This window comes from Novosphingobium aerophilum, from assembly GCF_014230305.1.
GTDB lineage: Bacteria > Pseudomonadota > Alphaproteobacteria > Sphingomonadales > Sphingomonadaceae > Novosphingobium > Novosphingobium aerophilum.
Window position 1 is genome coordinate 44707 of sequence record NZ_JACLAU010000007.1, and the last position, 20962, is coordinate 65668.

The window sequence follows — 20962 nt, forward strand, 5'->3', positions numbered from 1 at the left end:
AACCGTGCGGCATGGTGGGGCCAGCGCGGTCGGGCGGCCTTCGACAGGCTCAGGCTGAGCGGGTGTTGGTGCTGGACGATGGGTGATGGCTGGTTATCCCGGCAACAGGATCGCACCAGCATCGACCCTTGGCCTATCCAAATCCGATAGCCCTCTCAATCGTCGTCCCGGGCTTGACCCGGGACCCGGCTTCTCTCCCTGCACTGACCTTGCCAAGGCTAGCCAGGCCCCGGATCAAGTCCGGGGCGACGATGGGAAATGGCTGCGGTGGCGGGGCGCTGCGCCCCCTACTGCCCCCGCCCGCGCCGCCCGGTCGCCTGATCCAGGAAATCATCGTTCGCCGCCGGCGGCGCGCCGTTGGGCGGCAAAGGCTGGCCATTGTCCTCCAGCCGGCCGCGCTGGCTGTCGGCCAGGGGCCCCTTGGGCGCCTCGTTGCGCGCGGGGTCGATCAGGTTGCCCTGTTCGTCGACATAGTAATAGTCCTCGGGGCTGCCGGTACGGGCCTCGTCATCGGGTTCGAGCTGCCAGTCAGGCAGGACCAGTTCGGTGTCGAAATTCTCGGCCGGACGGCGCGCGGTGGCCTGGCGCATGTACTGGGCGAAGGCGCGCGCCGGGGCGGTGCCGCCCATCAGCCCGGGGATGGGTTTGGCATCGTCGCGGCCCATCCACACCCCGGTGGTGATCCCGCTGGAGAAACCGATGAACCAGCCATCCTTGTTCGAGCTGGTGGTGCCGGTCTTGCCCGCCACCGGCCGGCCGATCTGCGCGGCGCGGCCGGTGCCGATGTTCACGGCGGTCTGCAACAGGTCGGTCATCGCCGCGGCGACGAAGGGCTGGAGCACCTGCTGGCCGGGGACCGGCTTGTGTTCGTAAAGCACGCGCCCGTCGGTGGTGGCGACCTTGGTGATGCCGTAGGGCTCCACCGCCATGCCCTTGGCCGAGACGGCCGCGAACGAGCGCGTCATGTCGATCAGGCGCACGTCCGAGGTGCCCAGCACCATCGAGGGCATGGTGTTGATCGGGGTGCTGATCCCCAGCCGCCGGGCCATGGCGGCGACGGTGCCGAAGCCGACCTCGTTGCCGAGCTGCGCCGCCACGGTGTTCTTCGAATAGGCGAAGGCGGTGCGCACGTCGATCTTGCCGGCATAGTTGCGGCCATCGTTGTGCGGGCTCCAGCCGTTGATCGTCACCGGCTCGTCGACCACGGCATCGTCGGGCTTGTAGCCGGCCTCGATCGCGGCGAGGTAGACGAACAGCTTCCACGCCGAACCGGGCTGGCGCACCGCGTTGACCGCGCGGTTGTAGTTCGAGGTGACGTAGTCCGTCCCCCCGACCATCGCCAGCACGGCGCCATCGCGGTCGATCGACACCATCGCGCCCTGCGCGCCCTTGGGAGCGTTCCTGGCCACGGCATCGGTCGCGGCGTGCTGCATGGCGGGATCGAGCGTGGTCCAGACCTCGATCGGCTCGCTGTTCTCGGGGACCAGCAGGTCGAGCTGCGGCAGGGCCCAGTCGGTGAAGTAGCGGACCGAGTTCTGGCCCTGCTCGGCGGCGAAGCGGACCTTGGCGAAATCGACCCCGTCGGCCTCTCCGGCCGTGATCGAGCCGGCGTCCTGCATGGTTTCCAGCACCACCTTGGCGCGCTTGACCGCGGCCTCCGCGTCGGCAGTGGGCGAATAGCGCGAGGGCGCCTTGACCAGCCCGGCGATGATCGCGGCCTCGGGCAGGGTCAGCTCGGTCCCCGGATGGCCGAAGAACTTGCGGCTGGCGGAATCGATGCCATAGGCGCCGCCGCCGAAATAGACCTTGTTGAGGTACAGCTCGAGGATCTCGTCCTTGCTGAACTTGGTCTCGAGCGCGATCGCGAGGATCGCCTCGCGGGCCTTGCGGGCGAAGGTGCGGTTGTTGTTGAGGAAGACGTTGCGGGCGAGCTGCTGGGTGATCGTCGACCCACCCTGGCGCCAGCGACCGCTCTGCGCGCGGACGAACAGCGACCGGGCGATGCCCACCGGATCGACCCCGAAGTGATCGTAATAGCGGCGATCCTCGACCGAGATCATCGCCAGCTTCATCTCGCGCGGGATCTGGCCGACCGGGATCCACTTGCCGTAACTCGGCCCGAGCGAGACCAGTTCCGATCCGTCGCGCGCGCGGACGACGATCATCTGGCCTTCCTGCTGCGACTTCAGCGCCGAGAAGCTGGGCAGCGACGAGGCCGCCACCCCGACCGCGACCGCCAGGGCCAGCACCACGGCCAGCGCCGCCGCGGCACCCCAGGCGAACAGGCGACGGACAAAGCGCCCGAACCCGCCGCTCCGTTTGCCGGGACCGGGGCGGGACGGCTTGGGCGGCGTGCCGGAAGGGGTGCGCCGGACGTCGGTACGGGCCATGCGGTCTGTCTAATCCCTCTGCGGGCCGCCTCGGGCCCGTCCCTTGTCAGCCCCATGCATAGGCGAAGGCGAACACAGCGTTAACAGAAAATGCGCGACGCCCCTGGGACGCAGGCTCAGTCCTTCGGCTTGAAATCGAGCGAGGCGCTGTTGATGCAATAGCGCAGCCCGTCCGGGCCGGGGCCATCGGGGAAAACGTGGCCCAGATGCCCTTCGCAGGTGGCGCAGCGCACCTCGGTGCGGACCATGCCATGCGAGTGGTCGACGTGCTCGTCCACCGCGTCGGCCGCAACCGGGCTGGTGTAGCTCGGCCAGCCGGAGCCCGAATTGTACTTGGTCTCGGACGAGAACAGCGGCGTGCCGCAGCCCGCGCAGAGGTACATGCCCGGCGCCTTGTTGCTTTCGTACTTGCCGGTGAAGGCCCGCTCGGTCCCGCCGTGGCGCAGGATCTGGTACTGCTCGGGGGTCAACCGCTCGCGCCATTCGGCATCGGTCAGGGTGAGCTTGTCGGTCATCGGCGTTCTCCTTCGCCCGCCCAGATGGGGAGCGGGCGGCCCGCTTGCAAGCAAGCCACCCTCCCCCGGCGGCGCCGATTACAGGCGCTTGAGCAGGGCCAGCAGCCGGGCCCAGGCGCGCTCGGCCTCGGCCTTGTCGTAGACCGGCGAGTCCGGCACGGTCCAGCCGTGGTCGGCGGCATAGACCTCGACCTCGGCCGGACGACCGGCGGCGCTGGCCGAGGTCTTGAACACGTCCTTGTCGCCCGGCGCGCGGGCATCGTCGTTGCGGGCGACGGCTATGAGGTAGCTGGCCTTGGTCCGTGCCAGCAGCCGGTGCGGGCTCTCGGGCGATTCGGTGACCAGCCCGCCGCCGTGGAACGATCCCACCGCCTTCACCCGATCCGGTGCCGCCGCCGCCGTACGCACGGCGAAGGGCCCGCCCATGCAATAGCCGGTGGTGGCGATCCCGCGCTTGCGATCGACCTGCGGCTGCCTGTCGAGCCAGGCGACGAAGGCCGCCCCATCGCGCAGGGTCCCCGCCGGGCTGAGCGCGGCGATCATCGGCTTGAGCGTCTGCTGCCCGGCCGGGGTGCGCCAGCTCGCGAAATCGGCCAGGACCGGGGCCTTGGCGGAGCGGTAGTACTGGTTGACCAGCAGCACGGCATAACCCGCCGCCGCCAGCCGCCGCGCCATCGCCTTGTTGGCATCGCGGATTCCGGCGATGTCGGGCCACATGACCACGGCCGGATGCTTGCCCTGGGCCGGGTGGAACCAGACCGCATCGGCCGTCCCGTCCGGCGTGGGAATGGCGACCGTGCTCTCGCTGACGGCCAGGTCGGCGGCCTGTGCCGGAGCCCAGGTCGCGCTCCACGCGGCCACGGTCGCTGCCCCGCCGGCCAGGCCAAAGCCCCGGCGCGACACGCCTTCCGCCGCCCGCTGCTCGTCCTCCAAGGTGAATTCATCGCACATCGCCAGTCTCCCGGATCGCTCCAGCCCCAGCCTAGAGCAACGGCGGCGCGGTGCAACAGGTCCGAAAGCGGGTGCGGGATTGACCGCCCCAAGGCCCGCCCCCCGCTGGCCGCGCGACCAGGTCACCTGCGCATGGAACGGCAAGCTTGGGTGGGGGGCTGACGTTCGGCGCACGGGGACGGGGCCGGCCAAGCCGGTGCTGACCCGAAAAAGATGATCGTCGTCCCGGGCTTGACCCGGGACAGGGCTGTTCTTCCCCAACCGTTGCCACGCGAGCCCTGCCCCGGCTCAAGGCCGGGGGGACGATTAGAGGGCGGTTGTGTGCTCTGTGCGGAGAGGATCGGAATGACCGCAACCAGGCAAAACCAGACTGTCCCTACCAGCCGGCCCGGCCTAGGATCGCGACATGAGCGAACCCGACATGATCGCCGCCTGGCAGCGGCTCGACGCCGCGACGACCACCTCGGGGGCGTTGCGGCCCGATGATCTGCCTGCGCTCGCCGCGCTGGGGGTCTGCCACGTGATCAATCTGGCCCTGGCCGATCATCCGCAGGCCCTGCCCGACGAGGCCGAGCGGCTGGCCGCACTGGGCATCGCTTACAGCCACATTCCCGTGCCGTTCGAAGCGCCGGACGAAACCCATTTCGCCGCATTCCGCGCAGCGCTGGAGGGCGCGCGCGGGCCCGTCCATGTCCATTGCATCCTGAACTGGCGGGTCTCCGCATTCTTCTACCGCTATCACCGCGAGGTGCTGGGCATGGCCGAGGATCGTGCCGCGGCGCTGCTCACCCGGCAGTGGGACCCGGGCACTCACGCCCACCCCGCCGCCGCCACCTGGGCGCGCTTCATCGGGCGATGAGCGCAAGGACGCCGGGATTGCCGAAGACTCTGCCGGCCGACCTGCGGGACCGGCTGGCAGGCTATCGCTGGCAGCGGGTCACCTCCGGCGAGTCCGGGGCGTCGGTCTGGCGCCTGACGGATGGCCGGCCGGGAGCCACACTGTTCCTCAAGACGGCGGCGGATCGAGGGGCGGACGACCTGTCCGGCGAGGCGGACCGGCTGCGCTGGCTGGCCCATCATCTGCCCGTCCCCGACGTCGTGGCCTTTGTGGCCGAGGCCGACCGCGCATGGCTGCTGATGACAGCCGTTCCCGGTCGTAACGTGGCGCAAGTGCTACGCCGTTCAGGTCCGGCCGAACGGATCGCCGTGGTCGATGCCGTGGCCGCCTTCCTGCAGCGGCTGCATGCGGTTCCCCCCGGTGACTGCCCGTTCCCGGCCGAGCCGACGGTCCGTCTGGCGCAGGCCCGGGCGCGGATCGACGCCGGGCTGGTCGATCCCGACGATTTCGACGACGAGCGGGCCGGTTGGACCGTGGAGCGGGTGTGGAGCGCGGCCCAGGCGGCTTGCCCGACCCGGATCGACCCGGTGGTCACTCATGGCGATTTCACGCCTGAGAATGTGTTGTGGCACGGCGGCCGGGTGAGCGGTTCCATCGACGCCGGGCGGCTGGGCCGCGCCGATCGTCACCAGGACATCGCCCTGTTCTGGCGCGGCCTGGCCGATCATGGCGCGGACCTGCAGGACCGGTTCCTGGCAGCGATGGCACCACCCACGCCCGACCGCGCGCGGATCGACTTCCACCTGCTGCTCGACGAACTGTTTTGAGCCCGCCGGTCGGACACCGGCGGATCAGGCGGCCAGGGCGGCCTCGCACTCCGCGATGAGCTCGGCGATGATCGCGGCGGCCGGTTCCTCGCGCGTGACCATGCCGACCGACTGGCCGGCCATCAGCGAGCCGTTTTCGACATCCCCATCGATGACCGCGCGGCGAAGAGCCCCGGCCCAGAAGTGCTCGATCTTGAGCTGCGCCTCGCCCATCTCGATCTTGCCCTCGTCGAGCAACTGGGCCACCTCGCGCTGCTTGGCGGTGAACTCCTCGGTGCCCTTGTTCTTCAGCGCCCGCACCGGAATCACCGGCAGGCGCGGATCGACCTGGACGCTGGCCACGGCATCGCGGGCGTTGGCGCGGAAAAACGCCTGCTTGAAGGCCGGATGGGCAATCGATTCGGTGGCGCAGGCGAACCGCGTGCCAAGCTGGACCCCGGCAGCGCCCATTTCGAGATAGGAGGCGATCATCTCGCCCCGACCGATCCCGCCGGCCACGAACACCAGATGATCCGCGGCGAGTGCGGGAAGGAATTCCTGGGCCAGGACCGAGGTCGCGACCGGGCCGATGTGGCCGCCCGCCTCGGACCCTTCGATCACCAGGGCATCGGCGCCCGAGCGCAGCAGCTTCTTGGCCAGGGCCAGAGTCGGGGCGAAGACCAGCACCTTGGCGCCGAACGCCTTGATCGCCTCGACCGAGCCCTTCGGCGGGATGCCGCCCGCCAGGACGACATGCCCCACCCCGTGCTTCTCGCAGACCGCGATCAGATCGAACAGTTGGGGATGCATGGTGATCAGATTGACACCGAAGGGCCGTGTGGCGAGTGCCTTGGTCGCGGCGATCTCGGCATCGAGCAGTTCGGGGGTCATCGCGCCACAGGCGATCACGCCGAAACCGCCCCCGTTGCTGATCGCGGAGACCAGGTTCCGTTCGGACACCCAGCTCATCGCGCCGCACAGGATGGCATGCTCGCTGCCGAGAAATTCGGCTCCGCGCGCCATCAGCGCCCTGGTCTTGTCCGTCACATCGTTCTCCGTCCGCCCGAAAGGTGGAGGCCCTATAGAGACTGGGCCGGGCCGCGAAAAGCCATCCCCGCGGCTTTCGCACTTTCGCACACAGTCATGCGCAGAGGCGATTTGTCGTGCGGCCCGGAACGGCGTACAACCGGGGCGTGCGGCGTGCGCAACATGAGCCGCACCGTTCTGGGCGGGCACGCCAGTCGTGCCGCGTCCGGCCTGCCGGTCGCCCTTCCTCGGGGGCCGGAGGGTCGCAGGCCAGGCCAGGGGGACATCAGGTTGGCCTGGTCCCAGGCTCCGGCACCGGGCCTTTGCGCCCGGGCCGGGGCTTGTACCGGAAGACGGTGTCCCCGCCTGTGCCGGGACGGGATCAGAACAGGCGGGTCAGCGAATAGAACAGGGCGCCGACCGCCGCCGAGGCCGGGATGGTGATCACCCATGCGGTCACCACGTTCTGCGCCACGCCCCACCGCACCGCCGAGGCCCGACGGGCCGTACCGGCGCCGATGATCGATCCGGTGATGGTGTGGGTGGTGGACACCGGAATGCCCAAGGTCGATGCGGTAAACACCACGATCGATCCGGCCAGCGAGGCCGAGAAGCCCTGGTGCTGCGACAGCTTGGTGATCTTGTTGCCCATCGTTTCGATGATCTTCCACCCGCCCGACAGCGTGCCGAGGCCCATCGCGATGTAGCACGAGATCGCCACCCAGTGCGGCACCTCGAAATCGCCGTGCAGATAGCCGGTCGAATAGAGCAGCACGGTGATGATCCCCATGGTCTTCTGCGCGTCGTTCAGCCCGTGGCTGAGCGAATAGGCGGCCGAGGAGACCAGGTGGAGCACCTTGAGGCTGGATTCGGCCCGCTTCGCCGTGACCTTGTGCAGCGCCCAACTGCTGAGCAGCATGACCAGCAGGGCCAGGAACATGCCGATCATCGGCGAGGCGACAATCGCGATCAGGGTCTTGTTCAGCCCGCCCCACTTGATCCCGGTGAACCCGGCATGGGCCACGCCCGAACCGATGATACCGCCGACAAGGGCATGGCTGGACGAGGACGGAATGCCCTTCAGCCAGGTGACGACATTCCAGAACATGGCCCCGATCAGGGCTCCGAACACCACCTGCGGAGTGACAAGATCCTTGTCGATCAGGCCCTTGCCGATCGTATCGGCCACGGCGTGGAGGCTGGGAAAGGCCAGGGTCAGGAAATAGGCGGAAAAGTTGAACACGGCCGCGAAAGCCACGGCGCGAACCGGGGACAGCAGCCGCGTGGCGACAACGGTGGCAATCGCGTTCGCCGCATCATGCAGACCGTTCAGGAAATCGAACGACAGCGCGATCAGGATCAACCCGACGAGTAGCGGCAAGGCGAGTTCGTGCACTGTCAGGGCCCTCAGGCGTGGTCGATCACGAGGCCGTCGATCTGGTCGGCCACGTCCTCGAAGGCATCGACGATCCGCTCGAGATGCTTGTAGATCTCGCGCTCGGTGACAAAGCGCAGCGTGTCGGTGGAGCCGTGGTCCTTGAGCGACAGCTTCAGACCTTCGGCATGGACGGCGTCGGCGTGACCCTCCATCCGCACCAGGCGCTCGGTCAATTCGTGCAGGCGCTTGGCGTTGCGGGCGACGTCACGCAGCAGCGGCATGGCCTCGGCCGTGACGCGGGCCGCATCGAGCGCGATCGCCGCCATGTCGCGCATCTGCGGCGCGAAGCTGTCCACTTCGTACAGGGCAATCGCCTGGACCGTGGCCTGCATCTCGTCGACGGTATCGTCGAGCGCGCCGACCAGCGCGGTGATCGCGCCGCGATCGAACGGGGTCAGGAAGGTGCGACGAACGTCCTGCAGCACCTCGCGGGTGATCTCGTCGGCGTCATGCTCGCGCTCGATCACCTCGCGGATGTGCTCGTGCCCGGGCGGGCCGCCTTCGAGCACGCGGGCCGTGGCCTCGGCAGCGGCCAGCACGGTCGCGGCGTGCGCCTCGAACAGCTCGAAGAAGTTGCCGCTTTTGGGCAGGAGCCTCTGAAACCAAGCAAACATTGAAAATACCCCTGAAGATGTCCTGGCCACCGCCTCGCGCCATCCCGTGCGCGCGGCGGCCCGTGTGAAGTCCCCCGGCGCGAACGACCGGAACAGTTCGCGCAGGTCCGGTTCGTCGACCGCACCCGCCGCCTCAACCAGCGAGAACCAGCGGCGTTCGCGCTCGTTCTGCTCCTGCCAAGAATCGAGCTCACGGGTGAAGGCGAGCGGATAGACGTCGACGTCGGCCATCAACGAGGCGCCGCTGCGCACGCGCTTGCGGAAGCGGTAGGAACCGAGCGGGACCGGACAGACCGCCCCCAGCACCCCTGCCTCTTCCTCCGCTTCCTTGGCGGCGGCGACGTGGGGGGCGCTGCGCGATCCCACGTTGCCCTTGGGCAGAACCCAGCGGCCCGAGCCGCGCGAGGTCACCAGCAGGACCCGGACCCCGGCGTCACCGCCAAGGCCGTCGGTGCGGTAGGGCAAGGCAGCGACCTGACGAATGACTCACTCTCCCAACCGACCCGCAAGGTCACACAGGATTGCACAAGCACCGGAATGTGAAACATTTGTGACAGGCCACCCGAACCCCGTCAAAAGGATCACGGCTGGTCCGGTTGCGCAGTCAGGCTCCGTCCAGCCCGTAGGCCGTGTGGAGCACGCGCACGGCCAGTTCGACCTCGTCGGCGTCGATCAGCACCGAGACCTTGATCTCGCTGGTCGAGATCGCCTGGATGTTGATACCGCGATCGGCCAGGGCCTTGAACATGGTCGAGGCGACACCGGCATGGCTGCGCATGCCCACGCCCACCACCGAGATCTTGGCGACCTTGGGATCGGTGGTCATCTTCTCGAAGCCGATCTTGGCCTGCTGTTCCTCCAGCACCGACTTCGCCTTGTCGAGGTCGGCGGAGGGGACGGTAAAGGTCACGTCGGTGTCCGTGTGCTCGCGCCCGACGTTCTGGATGATCATGTCGACGTTGATGTTGGTCTCGGCCAGCGGACCGAAGATCGTCGCCACCGCGCCCGGTCGGTCGGGCACGCGGGTGAGGATGACCTTGGCCTCGTTCTTGTCGGCGGCGATTCCGGTGATCAGCTGGCGTTCCATATCCAGTCCTTCGAGCTCTTCGTCAGACACGATCATCGTGCCGGGGAGGGTGTCGGCGGCGGGAGCGTTCTCGTCGATGAACGAGGACAGCACCTGGACCCGCACATTTTCCTTCATGGCCAGGCTGACCGAGCGGGTCTGCAGCACCTTCGAGCCGACCGAGGCGAGTTCGAGCATCTCCTCGTAAGTCACGCTCTTCAGCTTCTGCGCCTTGGCGACGATGCGCGGGTCGGTGGTGTAGACGCCGTCCACGTCGGTGTAGATGTCGCAACGATCGGCCTTGACCGCCGCCGCCACGGCCACGGCCGACGTATCCGACCCGCCCCGGCCCAGCGTGGTCACCCGGTTGTCCTCGGTCAGGCCCTGGAAGCCCGGGATCACGGCGATCTCGCCCGCGGCCATGCTGGCGAGCAGGGCTTCCGAATCGATCGTCTCGATCCGCGCCTTGGCGTGGGCATCGTCGGTGCGCACCGGCAACTGCCAGCCCAGCCACGAGCGCGCCTTGCAGCCCAGGGCCTGGAGATGCAGCGCCAGCAGGCCAGAGGTGACCTGCTCGCCGCTGGCGACGACCACATCGTACTCGGCCGGATCGTAAAGCGGGTTGGCCTCGCGGCAGAAGTTCACCAGTCGGTCGGTCTCGCCCGACATGGCCGAGACCACCACGGCCACTTCATGCCCGGCTTCCTGCTGGCGCTTGACGATCCCCGCGACGCGGCGGATGCGCTCGGTCCCGGCCATCGAGGTGCCGCCGAATTTCATCACGATGCGCCCCACGCGAAGGCCCCCCTGTCCACCATCAGCCGATGCGCCCAAGGGTCCCATGGACCGCGGGGCGGGGGCGCTTTAGAAAGGGGGCATGGCTAATGCAACACCGATGAGTCCGCCCGCTCCCGCCACGGCGTCATCCCCTGCCCCGGGGGCCACGATCCGGCCGGAGGAAGCCGCGCATTTCGGCCGCCTGGCCGAGGACTGGTGGAACCCCAAGGGCTCATCGGCGATGCTGCACAAGTTGAACCCGGTTCGCCTGGGCTTCGTGCGCGCGGCGATCGACGCGCACTGGCTGGGTGATTCGCGCGGGCTGCGGCCGCTCACCGGCAAGCGTGCGCTCGACGTGGGCTGCGGCGCGGGCCTGCTGGCCGAACCCCTCGCCCGGCTCGGGGCCGAAACCACGGGCGTTGACGCCGCGGCCGAGAACGTGGCCGCAGCACGGGCCCATGCCGAAGCAGCCGGACTGGCGATCAGCTACCACGCGGGCGACATCGCCACGCTCGAGCTCGGCCGGTTTGACCTCGTCACCGCGATGGAGGTGATCGAACATGTGGCCGACAAGCAGGCCTTCGTGAATGCCCTGGCCCACCGGCTCGGCCCCGGCGGGCTGATGGTGCTGTCCACCCCGAACCGCACGCTCGCCGCGCGCCTGCTGCTGATCGAGGCCGCCGAGCGGCTCGGACGGATCCCGCGTGGCACCCATCACTGGGACGATTTCATCACCCCGGACGACCTGCGCGATCTGCTGGGCGCCGCCGGACTGACCATGGGAGAGCCGCGCGGGATCGCCTGGTCGCCGCTACAGGGCCTGCACCTGTCCGACGACCTGTCGCTGAACTACATCGTCACCGCCACGGCGACGCTCTAGGCCCGCGCCCGCGCCTTACCCCCGCGCCTTCCTCGAGGTCCCCGTCATGTCGTTCCAGCTCTGGCTGCTGTACTGCGCCACCGTGTTCGTGGTCAGCGCCACCCCGGGGCCGAACATGCTGCATATCCTGCAGCGCAGCGTGACCCTGGGGCTGGGCCGGTCGCTCCCGGCCATGCTGGGCTGCATGACCGGGCTGCTGCTGTTGATGGCGGCCAGCGTGATGGGGCTGACCGCGCTGCTGCTGGCCCTGCCCGGCGCCTTCGACCTGCTGCGCTATGTCGGGACCGCCTATCTGGTCTGGCTGGGAATCAAGGCCTGGCGCGCCCCGATCGAGGCGGCGGGGGATGAGGACCTGTCCGCCCCGTTCGCCGCCCTGTCGCCGCTGGCCGTGTTCCGTGGCGGGTTCCTGATCGCGATCTCCAACCCCAAGGCCCTGCTGTTCGTGGCGGCCTTCCTGCCGCAGTTCATCGACCCGGCCCGCCCCAGGGGCCCGCAGTTCGCCATCCTGGTCGCCAGCTTCGCCGTGATCGAGACGCTCTGGTACTTCACCTATGCCCTGGGCGGTCGCGGCCTGTCGCGCTGGCTGCAGCGGCCGGCCGCCCAGCGCGCCTTCAACCGGGTGACCGGGACGGTCTTCGTCGGCTTCGGGGCCCTACTCCTGCGCTCGCACCGGGCCTGAGACCGCGGCGATCGCGGCCAGCACCTGGCTCTCGCGCGCGGCCCAGTCCCCGTCGATCCGCTGCCAGCGCACCCCGGCCCGGACCAGCACCGCCTCGGCGGCGGCGGCGAAGCGGGCGCGGGCAGCCGGCGTGCCGAACAGGCGCGTGCCGTCGCCGACCCAGGGCGTGTCCGCCGCGAACAGCAGGTAGAGATCCGCCCGGGGATAGCCCATCAGCTCGGCCGGAACCTCGCCGAACAGCATCTCGGCCCAGACCGCGGTCATCAGCGGATCGGTGTCGAGCAGCAGCACGGCCGGCGCGGCCGCGAGCGCGGCGCGCATCGCGGCATCCTGCCCGCGGGCGATCGCCAGCAGATCGGCCATCTTGAATGCGGTCCCGTGCGCCTCGGCATAGGCGCGGCCGAATTCGGGAACCCAGGGCCAGCCCCGCTCCCGCGCGAGTTTCTCGGCCAGAACCGACTTGCCGGTGCTCTCGGCCCCGTGGAAGCAGACCGTCATCGTCACCGGGTGGGCCTCCCGGCTGCCTGGACCCATTCGCGCAGCCCCATCACCGACAGCGCCAGGAACAGGACATAGAGCCCGGCGGTGGGGTGCAAACCCTTGGTCAGATAGACCGCGATCGAGGCCAGATCGATCAGGATCCACAGGATCCAGTTCTCCACCCGGCGCAGCCCGAGCAGGATTTGCGCCGCGATGCTCGCCCCGGTGATCGCGGAATCGGCGTAGGGCAGCGCGGCATCGGTGAAGCGGTGCATGACCCAGCCCAGGTTCAGGCTGAGCGCCGCCGTCGCCACGATCCACACCATGCGGCTCAGCGGCGAGAGCCAGCGCACCGGCACCCGGCTCTCCTCCCCGCCGGCCCGGACCCAAAGCCACCAGCCCCAGCCTTGCGCGGCAAAGAAGAACACCTGCAGGCCAGCCTCGCCATAGAGCCGCGCCTCCCAGAACACGACGAGATAGAGCGCGACCATCGCCATGCCGAAGGCGAAGTTCCATACCGACCGCCGCACCAGCAGCGCGATGTTGGCCACGCCCAGCGCGGCGGCAAGCCATTCGATCGGGTTCACCTGTGCAGCCTCAGGCCAAGGCGGCGGCCCATTCGGGCTCCTTGAACCCCACCAGCAGGCCGCCGGGATGCTCCACGATGGGCCGCTTGATCACCGAGGGGTTGGCCGCGAGCACCTCCGGCGCGCCTTCGCCCTCGAGCGCGGCCTGATCCTCGGGCGAGAGCTTGCGGAAGGTCGTGCCGGCCTTGTTGACCACCTTGCCCACCCCGGCCTGCGCGATCCACCCTGCAATGCGCGCGGGATCGGCGCCCTGCTTCTTGTAGTCATGGAAGGCGTAGGCGATCCCTCGCGTGTCCAGCCAGGTGCGGGCTTTTTTGACTGTGTCGCAGTTGGGGATGCCGTAGAGGGTGATGGTCACGCGCTGGGTCCGATCTTGAGATTTGCCATGATCTAGCGAGGATCGCCGATCGAGCAAGCAATCCGAACGCCCCTCCCACAACCCGTCGCCCCTGCGGAGGCAGGGGCCCATCCCTGCCTGGCCGTCCATGATGTGTCTGCCTGTTCGGGCAAAGCTGGGTTGGGCCCCTGCCTCCGCAGGGGCGACGACGGCCAGTGTGCCATGAAGTCCCCCCCGCCGGTGGACTTTTCCCCCAAACCGCGCAAAAGCGCTGGCCCATGTCGTTCAACACCTTCGGCCGCCTGTTCCGTTTCACCACCTGGGGCGAAAGCCACGGGCCGGCGCTGGGCGCCGTGGTCGACGGGTGTCCGCCGGGGCTGGCGCTGGACGAGGCGGCGATCCAGCCGTTCCTCGACAAGCGGCGCCCGGGGCAGAGCAAGTTCACCACCCAGCGTCAGGAACCGGACCAGGTCCGCATCCTGTCGGGCGTGTTCGCCGGCCCCGATGGCATCCAGCGCACCACCGGCACCCCGATCAGCCTCATGATCGAGAACACCGACCAGCGCTCCAAGGACTACAGCGAGGTCGCCAAGGCCTATCGTCCCGGCCATGCCGACTATGCCTATGACGCCAAGTACGGCTTCCGCGACTATCGCGGCGGCGGGCGATCCTCCGCGCGCGAAACGGCGGCGCGGGTGGCGGCGGGCGCGGTGGCGCGGCTGGCGATCCCCGAAGTGACGATCCGCGCCTGGGTGAGCGAGATCGGCGGCGACGCGATCGATCCGGCGAACTTCGACGCGGCCGAGATCGACAACAACCCGTTCTTCTGCCCCGACGCGGCGGCCGCCGAACGCTGGGCCCGGATCGTGGACGAGGCCCGGCTGGCCGGCAGTTCGGTGGGCGCGGTGGTGACCTGCGAGGCCACCGGCGTCCCCGCCGGCTGGGGTGCGCCGCTCTATGGCAAGCTCGACGCCGATCTGGCCGCGGCGATGATGGGGATCAACGCGGTCAAGGGCGTGGAGATCGGCGACGGCTTCGCCGCGGCGCGCCTGTCGGGCGAACAGAACGCCGATCCGATGCGCCCGGGCGAGACCGCGCCCGAGTTCCTGGCGAACCACGCTGGGGGGATCGCCGGGGGCATCTCCACCGGCCAGCCGGTAACCGTGCGGGTGGCGTTCAAGCCGACCAGCTCGATCCTCACCCCGCAGCAGACCATCACCCGCGACGGCGAGGCGACCGAGATGTTCACCAAGGGCCGCCACGATCCCTGCGTCGGCATCCGCGGCGTGCCGGTGGTCGAAGCGATGATGGCGCTGGTCCTGGCCGACCACAAGCTGCTCCACCGGGGGCAGTGCGGGTAGAGCCCGGCTGGGCAGGAGCCACTCACCAATCGTCATGCTGAACGTGTTTCAGCATCCATCCTGCCCTGGGGTGCAGGTCGCGAGATGATGGGCCAAGGCTGCTTGGTCCTGTCCCCCAATAGCTCCGTGCCCACCCAGACATGGATGCTGAAACACGTTCAGCATGACGAGGTTTGCGAGGGCGCGGGTTTCGCCCCGCAGCCACGTCGCATTTGATCGACAAAACCGATCATTCCACCGGTAATCGGCCGGGCAAATCGAATTAATCGGGAATCCGCATTTCCCGACTCGGCCCGGCGCGCCTATCTCCGGCTGCGTTGAAGCTTCATTCTCAACCGGAGACAAAACCCATGGGTATCATTGGCAGCCAGATCCAGCCGTTCACGGCGACCTCGTTCAAGGACGGGCAGTTCGTCGAGATCAGCGAGAAGGACGTGCTCGGCAAGTGGGCCGTGTTCTTCTTCTACCCGGCCGACTTCACCTTCGTCTGCCCGACCGAGCTGGAAGACCTGGCCGACAAGTATGCCGAGCTGCAGGCGATGGGCGTGGAAGTGTTCGGCGTTTCGACCGACACGCACTTCAGCCACAAGGCCTGGCACGACACCTCGCCGGCGATCGGCAAGATCAAGTACCACCTGGTCGGTGACCAGAACCACACCCTGACCCACATGTTCAACAACATGCGCGAAGGCGTGGGCCTGGCCGACCGCGGCACCTTCGTCACCGACCCCAGCGGCACGCTGCAACTGGTCGAAGTCACCCCCGAGGGCGTCGGCCGCAATGCCGCCGAACTCGTCCGCAAGATCAAGGCCGCCAAGTACTGGCAGGAGCACCCCGGCCAGGTCTGCCCGGCCAAGTGGGAAGAAGGCGGCGAGACGCTGGCTCCCTCGATCGATCTCGTCGGCAAGATCTGATCCGCTGACCCCTAGCGGATCGGGCCGACGGGTCTGAACGGAAGCCCGGGGCGCCGCCCCCCATCGCGCCCCGGGCCTCCACCCTCCCCGTTTCACACCAAGGACCAAGACCATGCTCGATGCCGCCACCACCCAGCAGCTCACCCAGTATCTCGGCATGCTGCGCCGTCCGATCGCGCTGGTCGCGACGCTGGGCGATGACGCCAAGTCGGCCGAGACCCGCAACCTCCTGACCCAGATCGCCGGCCTGAGCGACAAGGTCTCCGTCACCTTCGACGGGGCCGACGCCCGCGTGCCGAGCTTCACCATCGCCAGCGTCGAGCAGCCCGAAGCCCAGGTGCGCTTCGCCGGCGTTCCGCTGGGCCACGAATTCACCTCGCTGGTGCTCGCCCTGCTGTGGGCCGGCGGGCATCCCCCGAAGGTCTCGGACGAAACGCTCGCCCAGATCCGCGCCCTGCCCGGCCGCCACAGCTTCGAGATGTACTTCTCGCTGTCGTGCCACAACTGCCCGGACGTGGTGCAGGCGCTGACCCTGATCGCGCTGATGAACCCCAATGTGTCGGCCACCCTGATCGAGGGCGGCGCCTTCCAGGGCGAGGTCGAGGCGCGCGGCGTGATGGCCGTGCCCGCCACCTTCCTGGACGGGGCGATGTGGGGTTCGGGCAAGATGACGCTCGAGGAAATCCTCGCCAAGCTCGACACCGGCGCGGCCGACCGCGCGGCCGCCGAGATCGCGGCCAGGGCCCCTTACGAGGTGCTGATCGTCGGCGGCGGCCCGGCCGGAGCCGCGGCGGCGATCTACACCGCGCGCAAGGGCATCCGCACCGGCGTGGCGGCCGAACGCTTCGGCGGCCAGGTGATGGACACCATGGGGATTGAGAACTTCATCTCCGTCTCGCAGACCGACGGGCCCAAGCTCGCCGCCGCGCTGGAAAGCCATGTCCGCGACTATGAGGTGGACATCATGAACCTGCAGCGCGCCGAACGGCTGATCCCGGCGGCGCAGCCCGGCGGCCTGCACGAGATCGTGCTGGCCAATGGCGCCAGCCTGAAGGCCCGCTCGGTGATCCTTTCCACCGGGGCGCGCTGGCGCAACATGAACGTGCCAGGCGAGACCGAATACGCCAACAAGGGCGTGGCCTATTGCCCGCACTGCGATGGCCCGCTGTTCAAGGGCAAGCGCGTGGCGGTGATCGGCGGCGGCAATTCGGGCGTCGAGGCGGCGATCGACCTGGCGGGCATCGTCGCCCATGTCACCCTGATCGAGTTCGACAGCCAGCTCCGCGCCGATGCGGTGCTGCAGGCCAAGCTGCACTCGCTGCCCAACGTCAAGGTCATCACCTCGGCGCTGACCACCGAGGTGCTGGGCGATGGCAGCAAGGTGACCGGGCTGGTCTACCAGGACCGCACCACCGAGACTGCGCACACCGTCGAGCTGGAAGGCATCTTCGTCCAGATCGGGCTGGTGCCGAACACCGAATGGCTGAAGGGCACGGTCGCCCTCACCCCGCGCGGCGAGATCGAGATCGACGCACGCGGCGAAACCTCGATCCCCGGCGTGTTCGCGGCGGGCGACGCCACCACGGTGCCCTACAAGCAGATCATCATCGCCACCGGCGCCGGGGCGACGGCTGCGCTGTCGGCCTTCGACTACCTGATCCGCCTGCCGGCCGAGGAACCGGTGGCCGAGGCGGCGTGACCGAAACGGGGGCTTGCAACGATATCCTCCCGGGCCCGCCCAGCGGGACGGGGAGGAGCGCCACAGCTCAACAAGCCGAGACCCTGACCTGATTTTCGTCGCCCCTGCGGAGGCAGGGGCCCAACCCGGCCTCACCCAACCAAACTCCGCTATCCGGGACAGACTGGGATGGGCCCCTGCCTCCGCAGGGGCGACGGGTCAGAACTGGTGCATTTTAGGGCCTGGATTCACCGCAGCCGCTTCAGAACGATGTAGAGCGCCCCCGCCCCGCCATGGCGCGGGTGGGCCTGGCGCACGGCGGCGATGCGGTGGGCATAGGGGCCCGCCGCCAGCCAATCGAGCACCTTGGCCCGGATGGCCCCCCGGCGCTCACCCCGTCCCGCGTGATCGTCCGAGGGGCGCGGCCGCCCGGTCACCAGCAAGAGCACGCGCGCGCCCTGGGCCATCGCCTGGGCCAGGCCGTGTTCCATCCGGCTGTGCGCCGCGTCGAGCGAGTGGCCGTGCAGGTCCAGCGTGAAGTCGGGCGCGATCGCCGCCTTGGCCAGCTTGCGCTCCCAACTGGCGTCGAGCCCGTGACGGTCGAGCGGCCGGGTCGGCGGAGCGGGCGTGGGACGCGGTTCGGGCAGCGGCGGGATGCGTCCCCGCACCCGCGGCGGCGGCACCGGAGCGGGCGCTGCGGCGGTGGCGGGCATGGCCGGAGGGCTCAGTGACGGCGGGGTCGGGGCGCTGCGCAGCGGCTTGACCGTAGCGGCGACACGGGCCCAGAGTTCGGCCTCTTCCGGGGTCAGCCCGCGCGGCGGGCGTCTCATTTGCGGCGCGGCGCGGGCACTGCGGGCGCCGTTCCAGCCAACCGGGCGAGTGTCCCCTTCGGCAGGAAAATCAGCGCATTGCCGCGCGCCGCCATGCCCCCGGCGATCACCCTTGCCGTGGGACCGGCCCCCCAGAACGAATCGAACCGGTTGGCGCCCTTGATCGCGCCGCCGGTGTCCTGCGCCACCCACAGCCCGTTGATCTCCGGACGATCCCCCTCGCTGAGCAGGACCGGCGCGCCGAGCGGGACCATCAGCGGATCGGCGGCGAGGCTGGTCTGGGCCCGGATCGGCACGTTCAGCGCGCCCACCGGACCGTCGCCGGTCACCTCGCGGAAGAACACATAGCTGCGGTTGAGCCGCATCAGCGCCTTGCCGTCTTCGGGGTGCTCGCGGATGTAGGCCATGATCCCCTGCATCGAACCGGGATACTGCCCCGGACCGGTGCCGATCAGCCCGCGATCGCGCAGGACTGCGCCGATCCCGGTATAGGGGTGTCCGTTCTGGCCGGCGAAGCCGATGCGGATCACCGTGCCGTCCGGCCCGATCAGCCGGCCGGAGCCCTGCACCTGCAGGAAGAACAGCTCGGCCGGATCGGCCGCCCAGCCGATCTCCAGCCCCTGCCCGGCCAGGGCCCCATCCTCGATCTGGCCGCGGTCGTAATAGGGAACGAACCGCCCGGTGGGATCGAAGCGGCCCAGCGGGGGCTGGCCGACGCGCTGTTCGAAGGGGGTTTCGAACGGCCAGGCGCGGACCAGGTCGGGCGGCAGGCGATAGACGGGTACGGCGAACCCCGGCTGGGCGGTGCGGGTCCCGGCGATCTCGGGCTCGTAGTAACCGGTGACGTAGCTGCGCCCGTCGCTGACCCGGGCCGCTTCGAACCACGTCACGAAGAAGCCCGCCGCATCAGCAGCCGGCCAGGTGGCAGCGGCGCTGCATGCCGGGCGCCAGTCGTCGGGCCGGGTCAGGCCGCTCTGGTCGGTGCGCACCAGCAGCGCGCGGCAGCTTTCCTGGAAGGTCCGCAGTGCGGCGGCCGGACGGAGGCCGGCCAGCGGCAGGGTGGCCAGGTCCGGCCCGGGCGCCACGCCCAGGGCCACCGCATTCGGCGGTGGGGGTGGGGTCACGGCGGGCGGGGCAACGGCTGGCCCACCCGGTCGGGCGGGAGGCAGCGGGCGCGGACCGGAGGCCGGGGGGATGACCGTGCAGGCCGCGAGCAGCAGCGGCGCCAAAAGCCCCGCGCAGCGCTTCACCCGGCCCTGCGGCATGCGGTGATCAGGCCTCGTCGGTCTCGTCGAGCAGCCAGTCGGGCCCGGCGGCGTTGACGTCGCGGCTGAAGGTCCACAGATCGCGCGCCTCGATGGCGTCATCCAGCGATCCGGCAATGACCGCGCCCGCGGCATCCCGGGTCACTGCCGCGATATCGGCGGTGAAGCGAACGGTCACCCGCGCCATGGTTCCATCAAGCACGGCATCGACCACCGTGGCGTCCTCGATCCGGACCAGCCGGTTGTCGAGCGTTTCGCCCGCCGCCTCACGCGCGGCGATGGCGGCGGTGAAACCTTCGTAGACATCGCGGTCGCACAGTTGCGCCAGTTGTTCGCGATCACCGCGCCAGAACGCCTCCAGCGTCATGCGGTAGGCCCCGCGGGCGCCCTGAAGGAAGGTCAGCGCGTCAAACCGGCGATCGGCCGCGGCGATATCGCGCAGGCCGCGTTCCGCCACCGGCAGCACGCCGGGCGTCTCGCGCGGGCGGGGCTGGACCGCAGGCTGGCCGTTCCGCTCGGGCAGGCGCGGCGCGGCGGCGCGCGGCGCGATCGGCGCACCGGCGTCACCATTGGCGTCGAAGCGGCCCTGGATCGTCTCTTCCTCGTGCTCGGCGCGCCGGCCCAGGACAGCGTAGAGGCGCAGGCCCAGGAAGGCTGCGATCATGGCGAGGATCACGACTTCGGTCACGTCACACAACTTTCGTTCGGCCGCGTCACCCGGCGCAGCGCATCAGGGGATAGTGCCCGAGATAGGTACGCTTGACAAATGAACAACGCATGAGGATCGCCCGGAGGTAAATTTCCCGGGACGGAATGACCAGATGGCCACGCGGCCATGGCCGATCGGTCCGGCCATCCGGCCCCACCGCCCGACTCCGCCGCCGGTCGTCATCACCGGTCCTCGTCGCCGGGCGGGGCCGCTGCGCGGGGAGATTGCCGCCCGCGACGCAGGATGCTAGGCGCCCCGGCGATATCACTCCTGATCGAGAGACCTGATCCCATGGCCGACGAAGGCAACATCATTTCCGACCTCAACCTTGATGGCCCCGCCCCCAATGGCGAGGACACCGGACCGGCCGCGGGCATCATCTCGCAGTACGTCAAGGACCTGTCGGTCGAGAATCCGAATGCGCCGCATTCCTACCAGTGGCAGGACGCGCCCCAGCTCGACGTGCAGTTCAACATCCAGTCGACCCCGCTCGACGGCGAGGTTCACGAGGTCGAGCTGAAGATCAACATGACCGCCAAGTCGCAGGCCGGCACTGCTTACATCATCGAGCTGAGCTATTGCGGCCTGATCGGCATGCGCGGCCTGCCGCCCGAGCAGATGCACGCCTTCACCTATGCCGAAGCGCCGCGCATCCTGTTCCCCTTCGCCCGCCGCATCGTCGCCGATGCCGTGCGCGATGCCGGCTACCCGCCGATCATGCTCGAGCCGATCGACTTCAACGGGCTTTATCTGCAGCAGCTCGCCCAGGCCGCGCAGACCGCCGAGGCCGAGCCGGCTGGCAACGCCTGAGTCGCCTCGGG

Annotated in this window: 21 protein-coding genes; 8 read left to right on the plus strand and 13 right to left on the minus strand. The window is 69.3% G+C overall.

The window, feature by feature from the left end:
* Positions 1–287 precede the first annotated feature (287 nt).
* The 3 genes from H7F49_RS07010 to H7F49_RS07020 all read right to left on the minus strand — a co-directional run bounded on the left by H7F49_RS07010 (position 288) and on the right by H7F49_RS07020 (position 3856).
* A complete protein-coding gene (locus H7F49_RS07010; RefSeq protein ID WP_185682863.1) occupies positions 288–2390 on the minus strand; it encodes a transglycosylase domain-containing protein in 2103 nt (700 codons plus the stop codon).
* A gap of 116 nt (positions 2391–2506) precedes the next feature.
* The gene (gene msrB, locus H7F49_RS07015) at positions 2507–2905 is read right to left on the minus strand and encodes a peptide-methionine (R)-S-oxide reductase MsrB (RefSeq protein WP_185682864.1); all 399 of its coding nucleotides are present in this window, start codon (positions 2903–2905) and stop codon (positions 2507–2509) included.
* 78 nt (positions 2906–2983) lie between these two features.
* Positions 2984–3856: a dienelactone hydrolase family protein gene (locus H7F49_RS07020; protein WP_185682865.1), complete on the minus strand. Its 873-nt coding sequence runs from the start codon at positions 3854–3856 to the stop codon at positions 2984–2986.
* 406 nt (positions 3857–4262) lie between these two features.
* Between H7F49_RS07020 and H7F49_RS07025 the strand changes: the two genes are divergently transcribed.
* Positions 4263–4715, plus strand: a complete 453-nt coding sequence (locus H7F49_RS07025; RefSeq protein WP_185682866.1) for a beta-lactamase hydrolase domain-containing protein — start codon at positions 4263–4265, stop codon at positions 4713–4715.
* 17 nt (positions 4716–4732) lie between these two features.
* The gene (locus H7F49_RS07030) at positions 4733–5521 is read left to right on the plus strand and encodes an APH(3') family aminoglycoside O-phosphotransferase (RefSeq protein ID WP_235981981.1); all 789 of its coding nucleotides are present in this window, start codon (positions 4733–4735) and stop codon (positions 5519–5521) included.
* A 24-nt stretch (positions 5522–5545) separates the two neighbouring features.
* Here the strand turns inward: H7F49_RS07030 and H7F49_RS07035 are convergent, their stop codons facing one another.
* The 4 genes from H7F49_RS07035 to H7F49_RS07050 all read right to left on the minus strand — a co-directional run bounded on the left by H7F49_RS07035 (position 5546) and on the right by H7F49_RS07050 (position 10439).
* Positions 5546–6523: an NAD(P)H-dependent flavin oxidoreductase gene (locus H7F49_RS07035; protein ID WP_185682966.1), complete on the minus strand. Its 978-nt coding sequence runs from the start codon at positions 6521–6523 to the stop codon at positions 5546–5548.
* Positions 6524–6908: 385 nt separating this feature from the next.
* A complete protein-coding gene (locus tag H7F49_RS07040; RefSeq protein ID WP_185682868.1) occupies positions 6909–7922 on the minus strand; it encodes an inorganic phosphate transporter in 1014 nt (337 codons plus the stop codon).
* A gap of 11 nt (positions 7923–7933) precedes the next feature.
* Positions 7934–9043, minus strand: coding sequence for a DUF47 family protein (locus H7F49_RS07045; RefSeq protein ID WP_214647699.1), 1110 nt, complete (start codon positions 9041–9043; stop codon positions 7934–7936).
* Between the two features lie 139 nt (positions 9044–9182).
* Positions 9183–10439 (minus strand): aspartate kinase, encoded by a 1257-nt coding sequence (locus H7F49_RS07050; protein ID WP_407940294.1) that lies wholly within the window; start codon positions 10437–10439, stop codon positions 9183–9185.
* A 100-nt stretch (positions 10440–10539) separates the two neighbouring features.
* Here H7F49_RS07050 and ubiG point away from each other — a divergent pair, with 100 nt between their 5' ends.
* The gene (gene ubiG, locus H7F49_RS07055; protein WP_185682870.1) at positions 10540–11301 is read left to right on the plus strand and encodes a bifunctional 2-polyprenyl-6-hydroxyphenol methylase/3-demethylubiquinol 3-O-methyltransferase UbiG; all 762 of its coding nucleotides are present in this window, start codon (positions 10540–10542) and stop codon (positions 11299–11301) included.
* A 46-nt stretch (positions 11302–11347) separates the two neighbouring features.
* A complete protein-coding gene (locus tag H7F49_RS07060) occupies positions 11348–11980 on the plus strand; it encodes a LysE family translocator (RefSeq protein ID WP_185682871.1) in 633 nt (210 codons plus the stop codon).
* Here H7F49_RS07060 and H7F49_RS07065 read toward each other — a convergent pair.
* From H7F49_RS07065 to H7F49_RS19500, 3 genes are read right to left on the minus strand one after another with little or no spacing between them, the layout of a single operon-like run.
* Complete coding sequence (locus H7F49_RS07065) at positions 11954–12478, minus strand: AAA family ATPase (RefSeq protein ID WP_185682968.1); 525 nt, start codon at positions 12476–12478, stop codon at positions 11954–11956. The genes H7F49_RS07060 and H7F49_RS07065 overlap by 27 nt on opposite strands.
* A 2-nt stretch (positions 12479–12480) precedes the next feature.
* On the minus strand, positions 12481–13047 hold the full coding sequence (gene pnuC / locus H7F49_RS07070; protein ID WP_185682872.1) for a nicotinamide riboside transporter PnuC: 567 nt from the start codon (positions 13045–13047) through the stop codon (positions 12481–12483).
* Positions 13048–13057: 10 nt separating this feature from the next.
* The gene (locus tag H7F49_RS19500; protein ID WP_185682873.1) at positions 13058–13405 is read right to left on the minus strand and encodes an arsenate reductase; all 348 of its coding nucleotides are present in this window, start codon (positions 13403–13405) and stop codon (positions 13058–13060) included.
* 257 nt (positions 13406–13662) lie between these two features.
* On the opposite strand from H7F49_RS19500, the gene aroC reads away from it, so the two are divergent.
* From aroC to ahpF, 3 genes are all read left to right on the plus strand, one after another.
* On the plus strand, positions 13663–14745 hold the full coding sequence (gene aroC / locus H7F49_RS07080; RefSeq protein WP_185682874.1) for a chorismate synthase: 1083 nt from the start codon (positions 13663–13665) through the stop codon (positions 14743–14745).
* 350 nt (positions 14746–15095) lie between these two features.
* On the plus strand, positions 15096–15659 hold the full coding sequence (gene ahpC, locus H7F49_RS07085; RefSeq protein WP_185682875.1) for an alkyl hydroperoxide reductase subunit C: 564 nt from the start codon (positions 15096–15098) through the stop codon (positions 15657–15659).
* 112 nt (positions 15660–15771) lie between these two features.
* Positions 15772–17358: an alkyl hydroperoxide reductase subunit F gene (gene ahpF / locus H7F49_RS07090; protein ID WP_185682876.1), complete on the plus strand. Its 1587-nt coding sequence runs from the start codon at positions 15772–15774 to the stop codon at positions 17356–17358.
* A 227-nt stretch (positions 17359–17585) separates the two neighbouring features.
* On the opposite strand, the gene H7F49_RS07095 is transcribed toward ahpF, so the two are convergent.
* From H7F49_RS07095 to H7F49_RS07105, 3 genes are read right to left on the minus strand one after another with little or no spacing between them, the layout of a single operon-like run.
* Positions 17586–18167: a Smr/MutS family protein gene (locus H7F49_RS07095; protein ID WP_185682877.1), complete on the minus strand. Its 582-nt coding sequence runs from the start codon at positions 18165–18167 to the stop codon at positions 17586–17588.
* Positions 18164–19432, minus strand: a complete 1269-nt coding sequence (gene mltA / locus H7F49_RS07100) for a murein transglycosylase A (protein ID WP_185682878.1) — start codon at positions 19430–19432, stop codon at positions 18164–18166. The genes H7F49_RS07095 and mltA overlap by 4 nt, the downstream gene beginning before the upstream one ends.
* Positions 19433–19439: 7 nt before the next feature.
* On the minus strand, positions 19440–20096 hold the full coding sequence (locus H7F49_RS07105; protein WP_214647710.1) for a Tim44/TimA family putative adaptor protein: 657 nt from the start codon (positions 20094–20096) through the stop codon (positions 19440–19442).
* A 336-nt stretch (positions 20097–20432) separates the two neighbouring features.
* Between H7F49_RS07105 and secB the strand changes: the two genes are divergently transcribed.
* Complete coding sequence (secB, locus tag H7F49_RS07110) at positions 20433–20951, plus strand: protein-export chaperone SecB (protein WP_185682880.1); 519 nt, start codon at positions 20433–20435, stop codon at positions 20949–20951.
* Positions 20952–20962 lie beyond the last annotated feature (11 nt).

Coding starts and splice junctions, on each gene's coding strand:
- H7F49_RS07010 (WP_185682863.1), bottom strand. CDS start 2,390: ATGGCCCGTACCGACGTCCGGCGCACCCCTTCCGGCACGCCGCCCAAG.
- msrB (WP_185682864.1), bottom strand. CDS start 2,905: ATGACCGACAAGCTCACCCTGACCGATGCCGAATGGCGCGAGCGGTTG.
- H7F49_RS07020 (WP_185682865.1), bottom strand. CDS start 3,856: ATGTGCGATGAATTCACCTTGGAGGACGAGCAGCGGGCGGCGGAAGGC.
- H7F49_RS07025 (WP_185682866.1), top strand. CDS start 4,263: ATGAGCGAACCCGACATGATCGCCGCCTGGCAGCGGCTCGACGCCGCG.
- H7F49_RS07035 (WP_185682966.1), bottom strand. CDS start 6,523: ATGGCGCGCGGAGCCGAATTTCTCGGCAGCGAGCATGCCATCCTGTGC.
- ubiG (WP_185682870.1), top strand. CDS start 10,540: ATGAGTCCGCCCGCTCCCGCCACGGCGTCATCCCCTGCCCCGGGGGCC.
- H7F49_RS07060 (WP_185682871.1), top strand. CDS start 11,348: ATGTCGTTCCAGCTCTGGCTGCTGTACTGCGCCACCGTGTTCGTGGTC.
- H7F49_RS07065 (WP_185682968.1), bottom strand. CDS start 12,478: ATGACGGTCTGCTTCCACGGGGCCGAGAGCACCGGCAAGTCGGTTCTG.
- aroC (WP_185682874.1), top strand. CDS start 13,663: ATGTCGTTCAACACCTTCGGCCGCCTGTTCCGTTTCACCACCTGGGGC.
- ahpC (WP_185682875.1), top strand. CDS start 15,096: ATGGGTATCATTGGCAGCCAGATCCAGCCGTTCACGGCGACCTCGTTC.
- ahpF (WP_185682876.1), top strand. CDS start 15,772: ATGCTCGATGCCGCCACCACCCAGCAGCTCACCCAGTATCTCGGCATG.
- H7F49_RS07095 (WP_185682877.1), bottom strand. CDS start 18,167: ATGAGACGCCCGCCGCGCGGGCTGACCCCGGAAGAGGCCGAACTCTGG.
- mltA (WP_185682878.1), bottom strand. CDS start 19,432: ATGCCGCAGGGCCGGGTGAAGCGCTGCGCGGGGCTTTTGGCGCCGCTG.
- H7F49_RS07105 (WP_214647710.1), bottom strand. CDS start 20,096: ATGATCGCAGCCTTCCTGGGCCTGCGCCTCTACGCTGTCCTGGGCCGG.
- secB (WP_185682880.1), top strand. CDS start 20,433: ATGGCCGACGAAGGCAACATCATTTCCGACCTCAACCTTGATGGCCCC.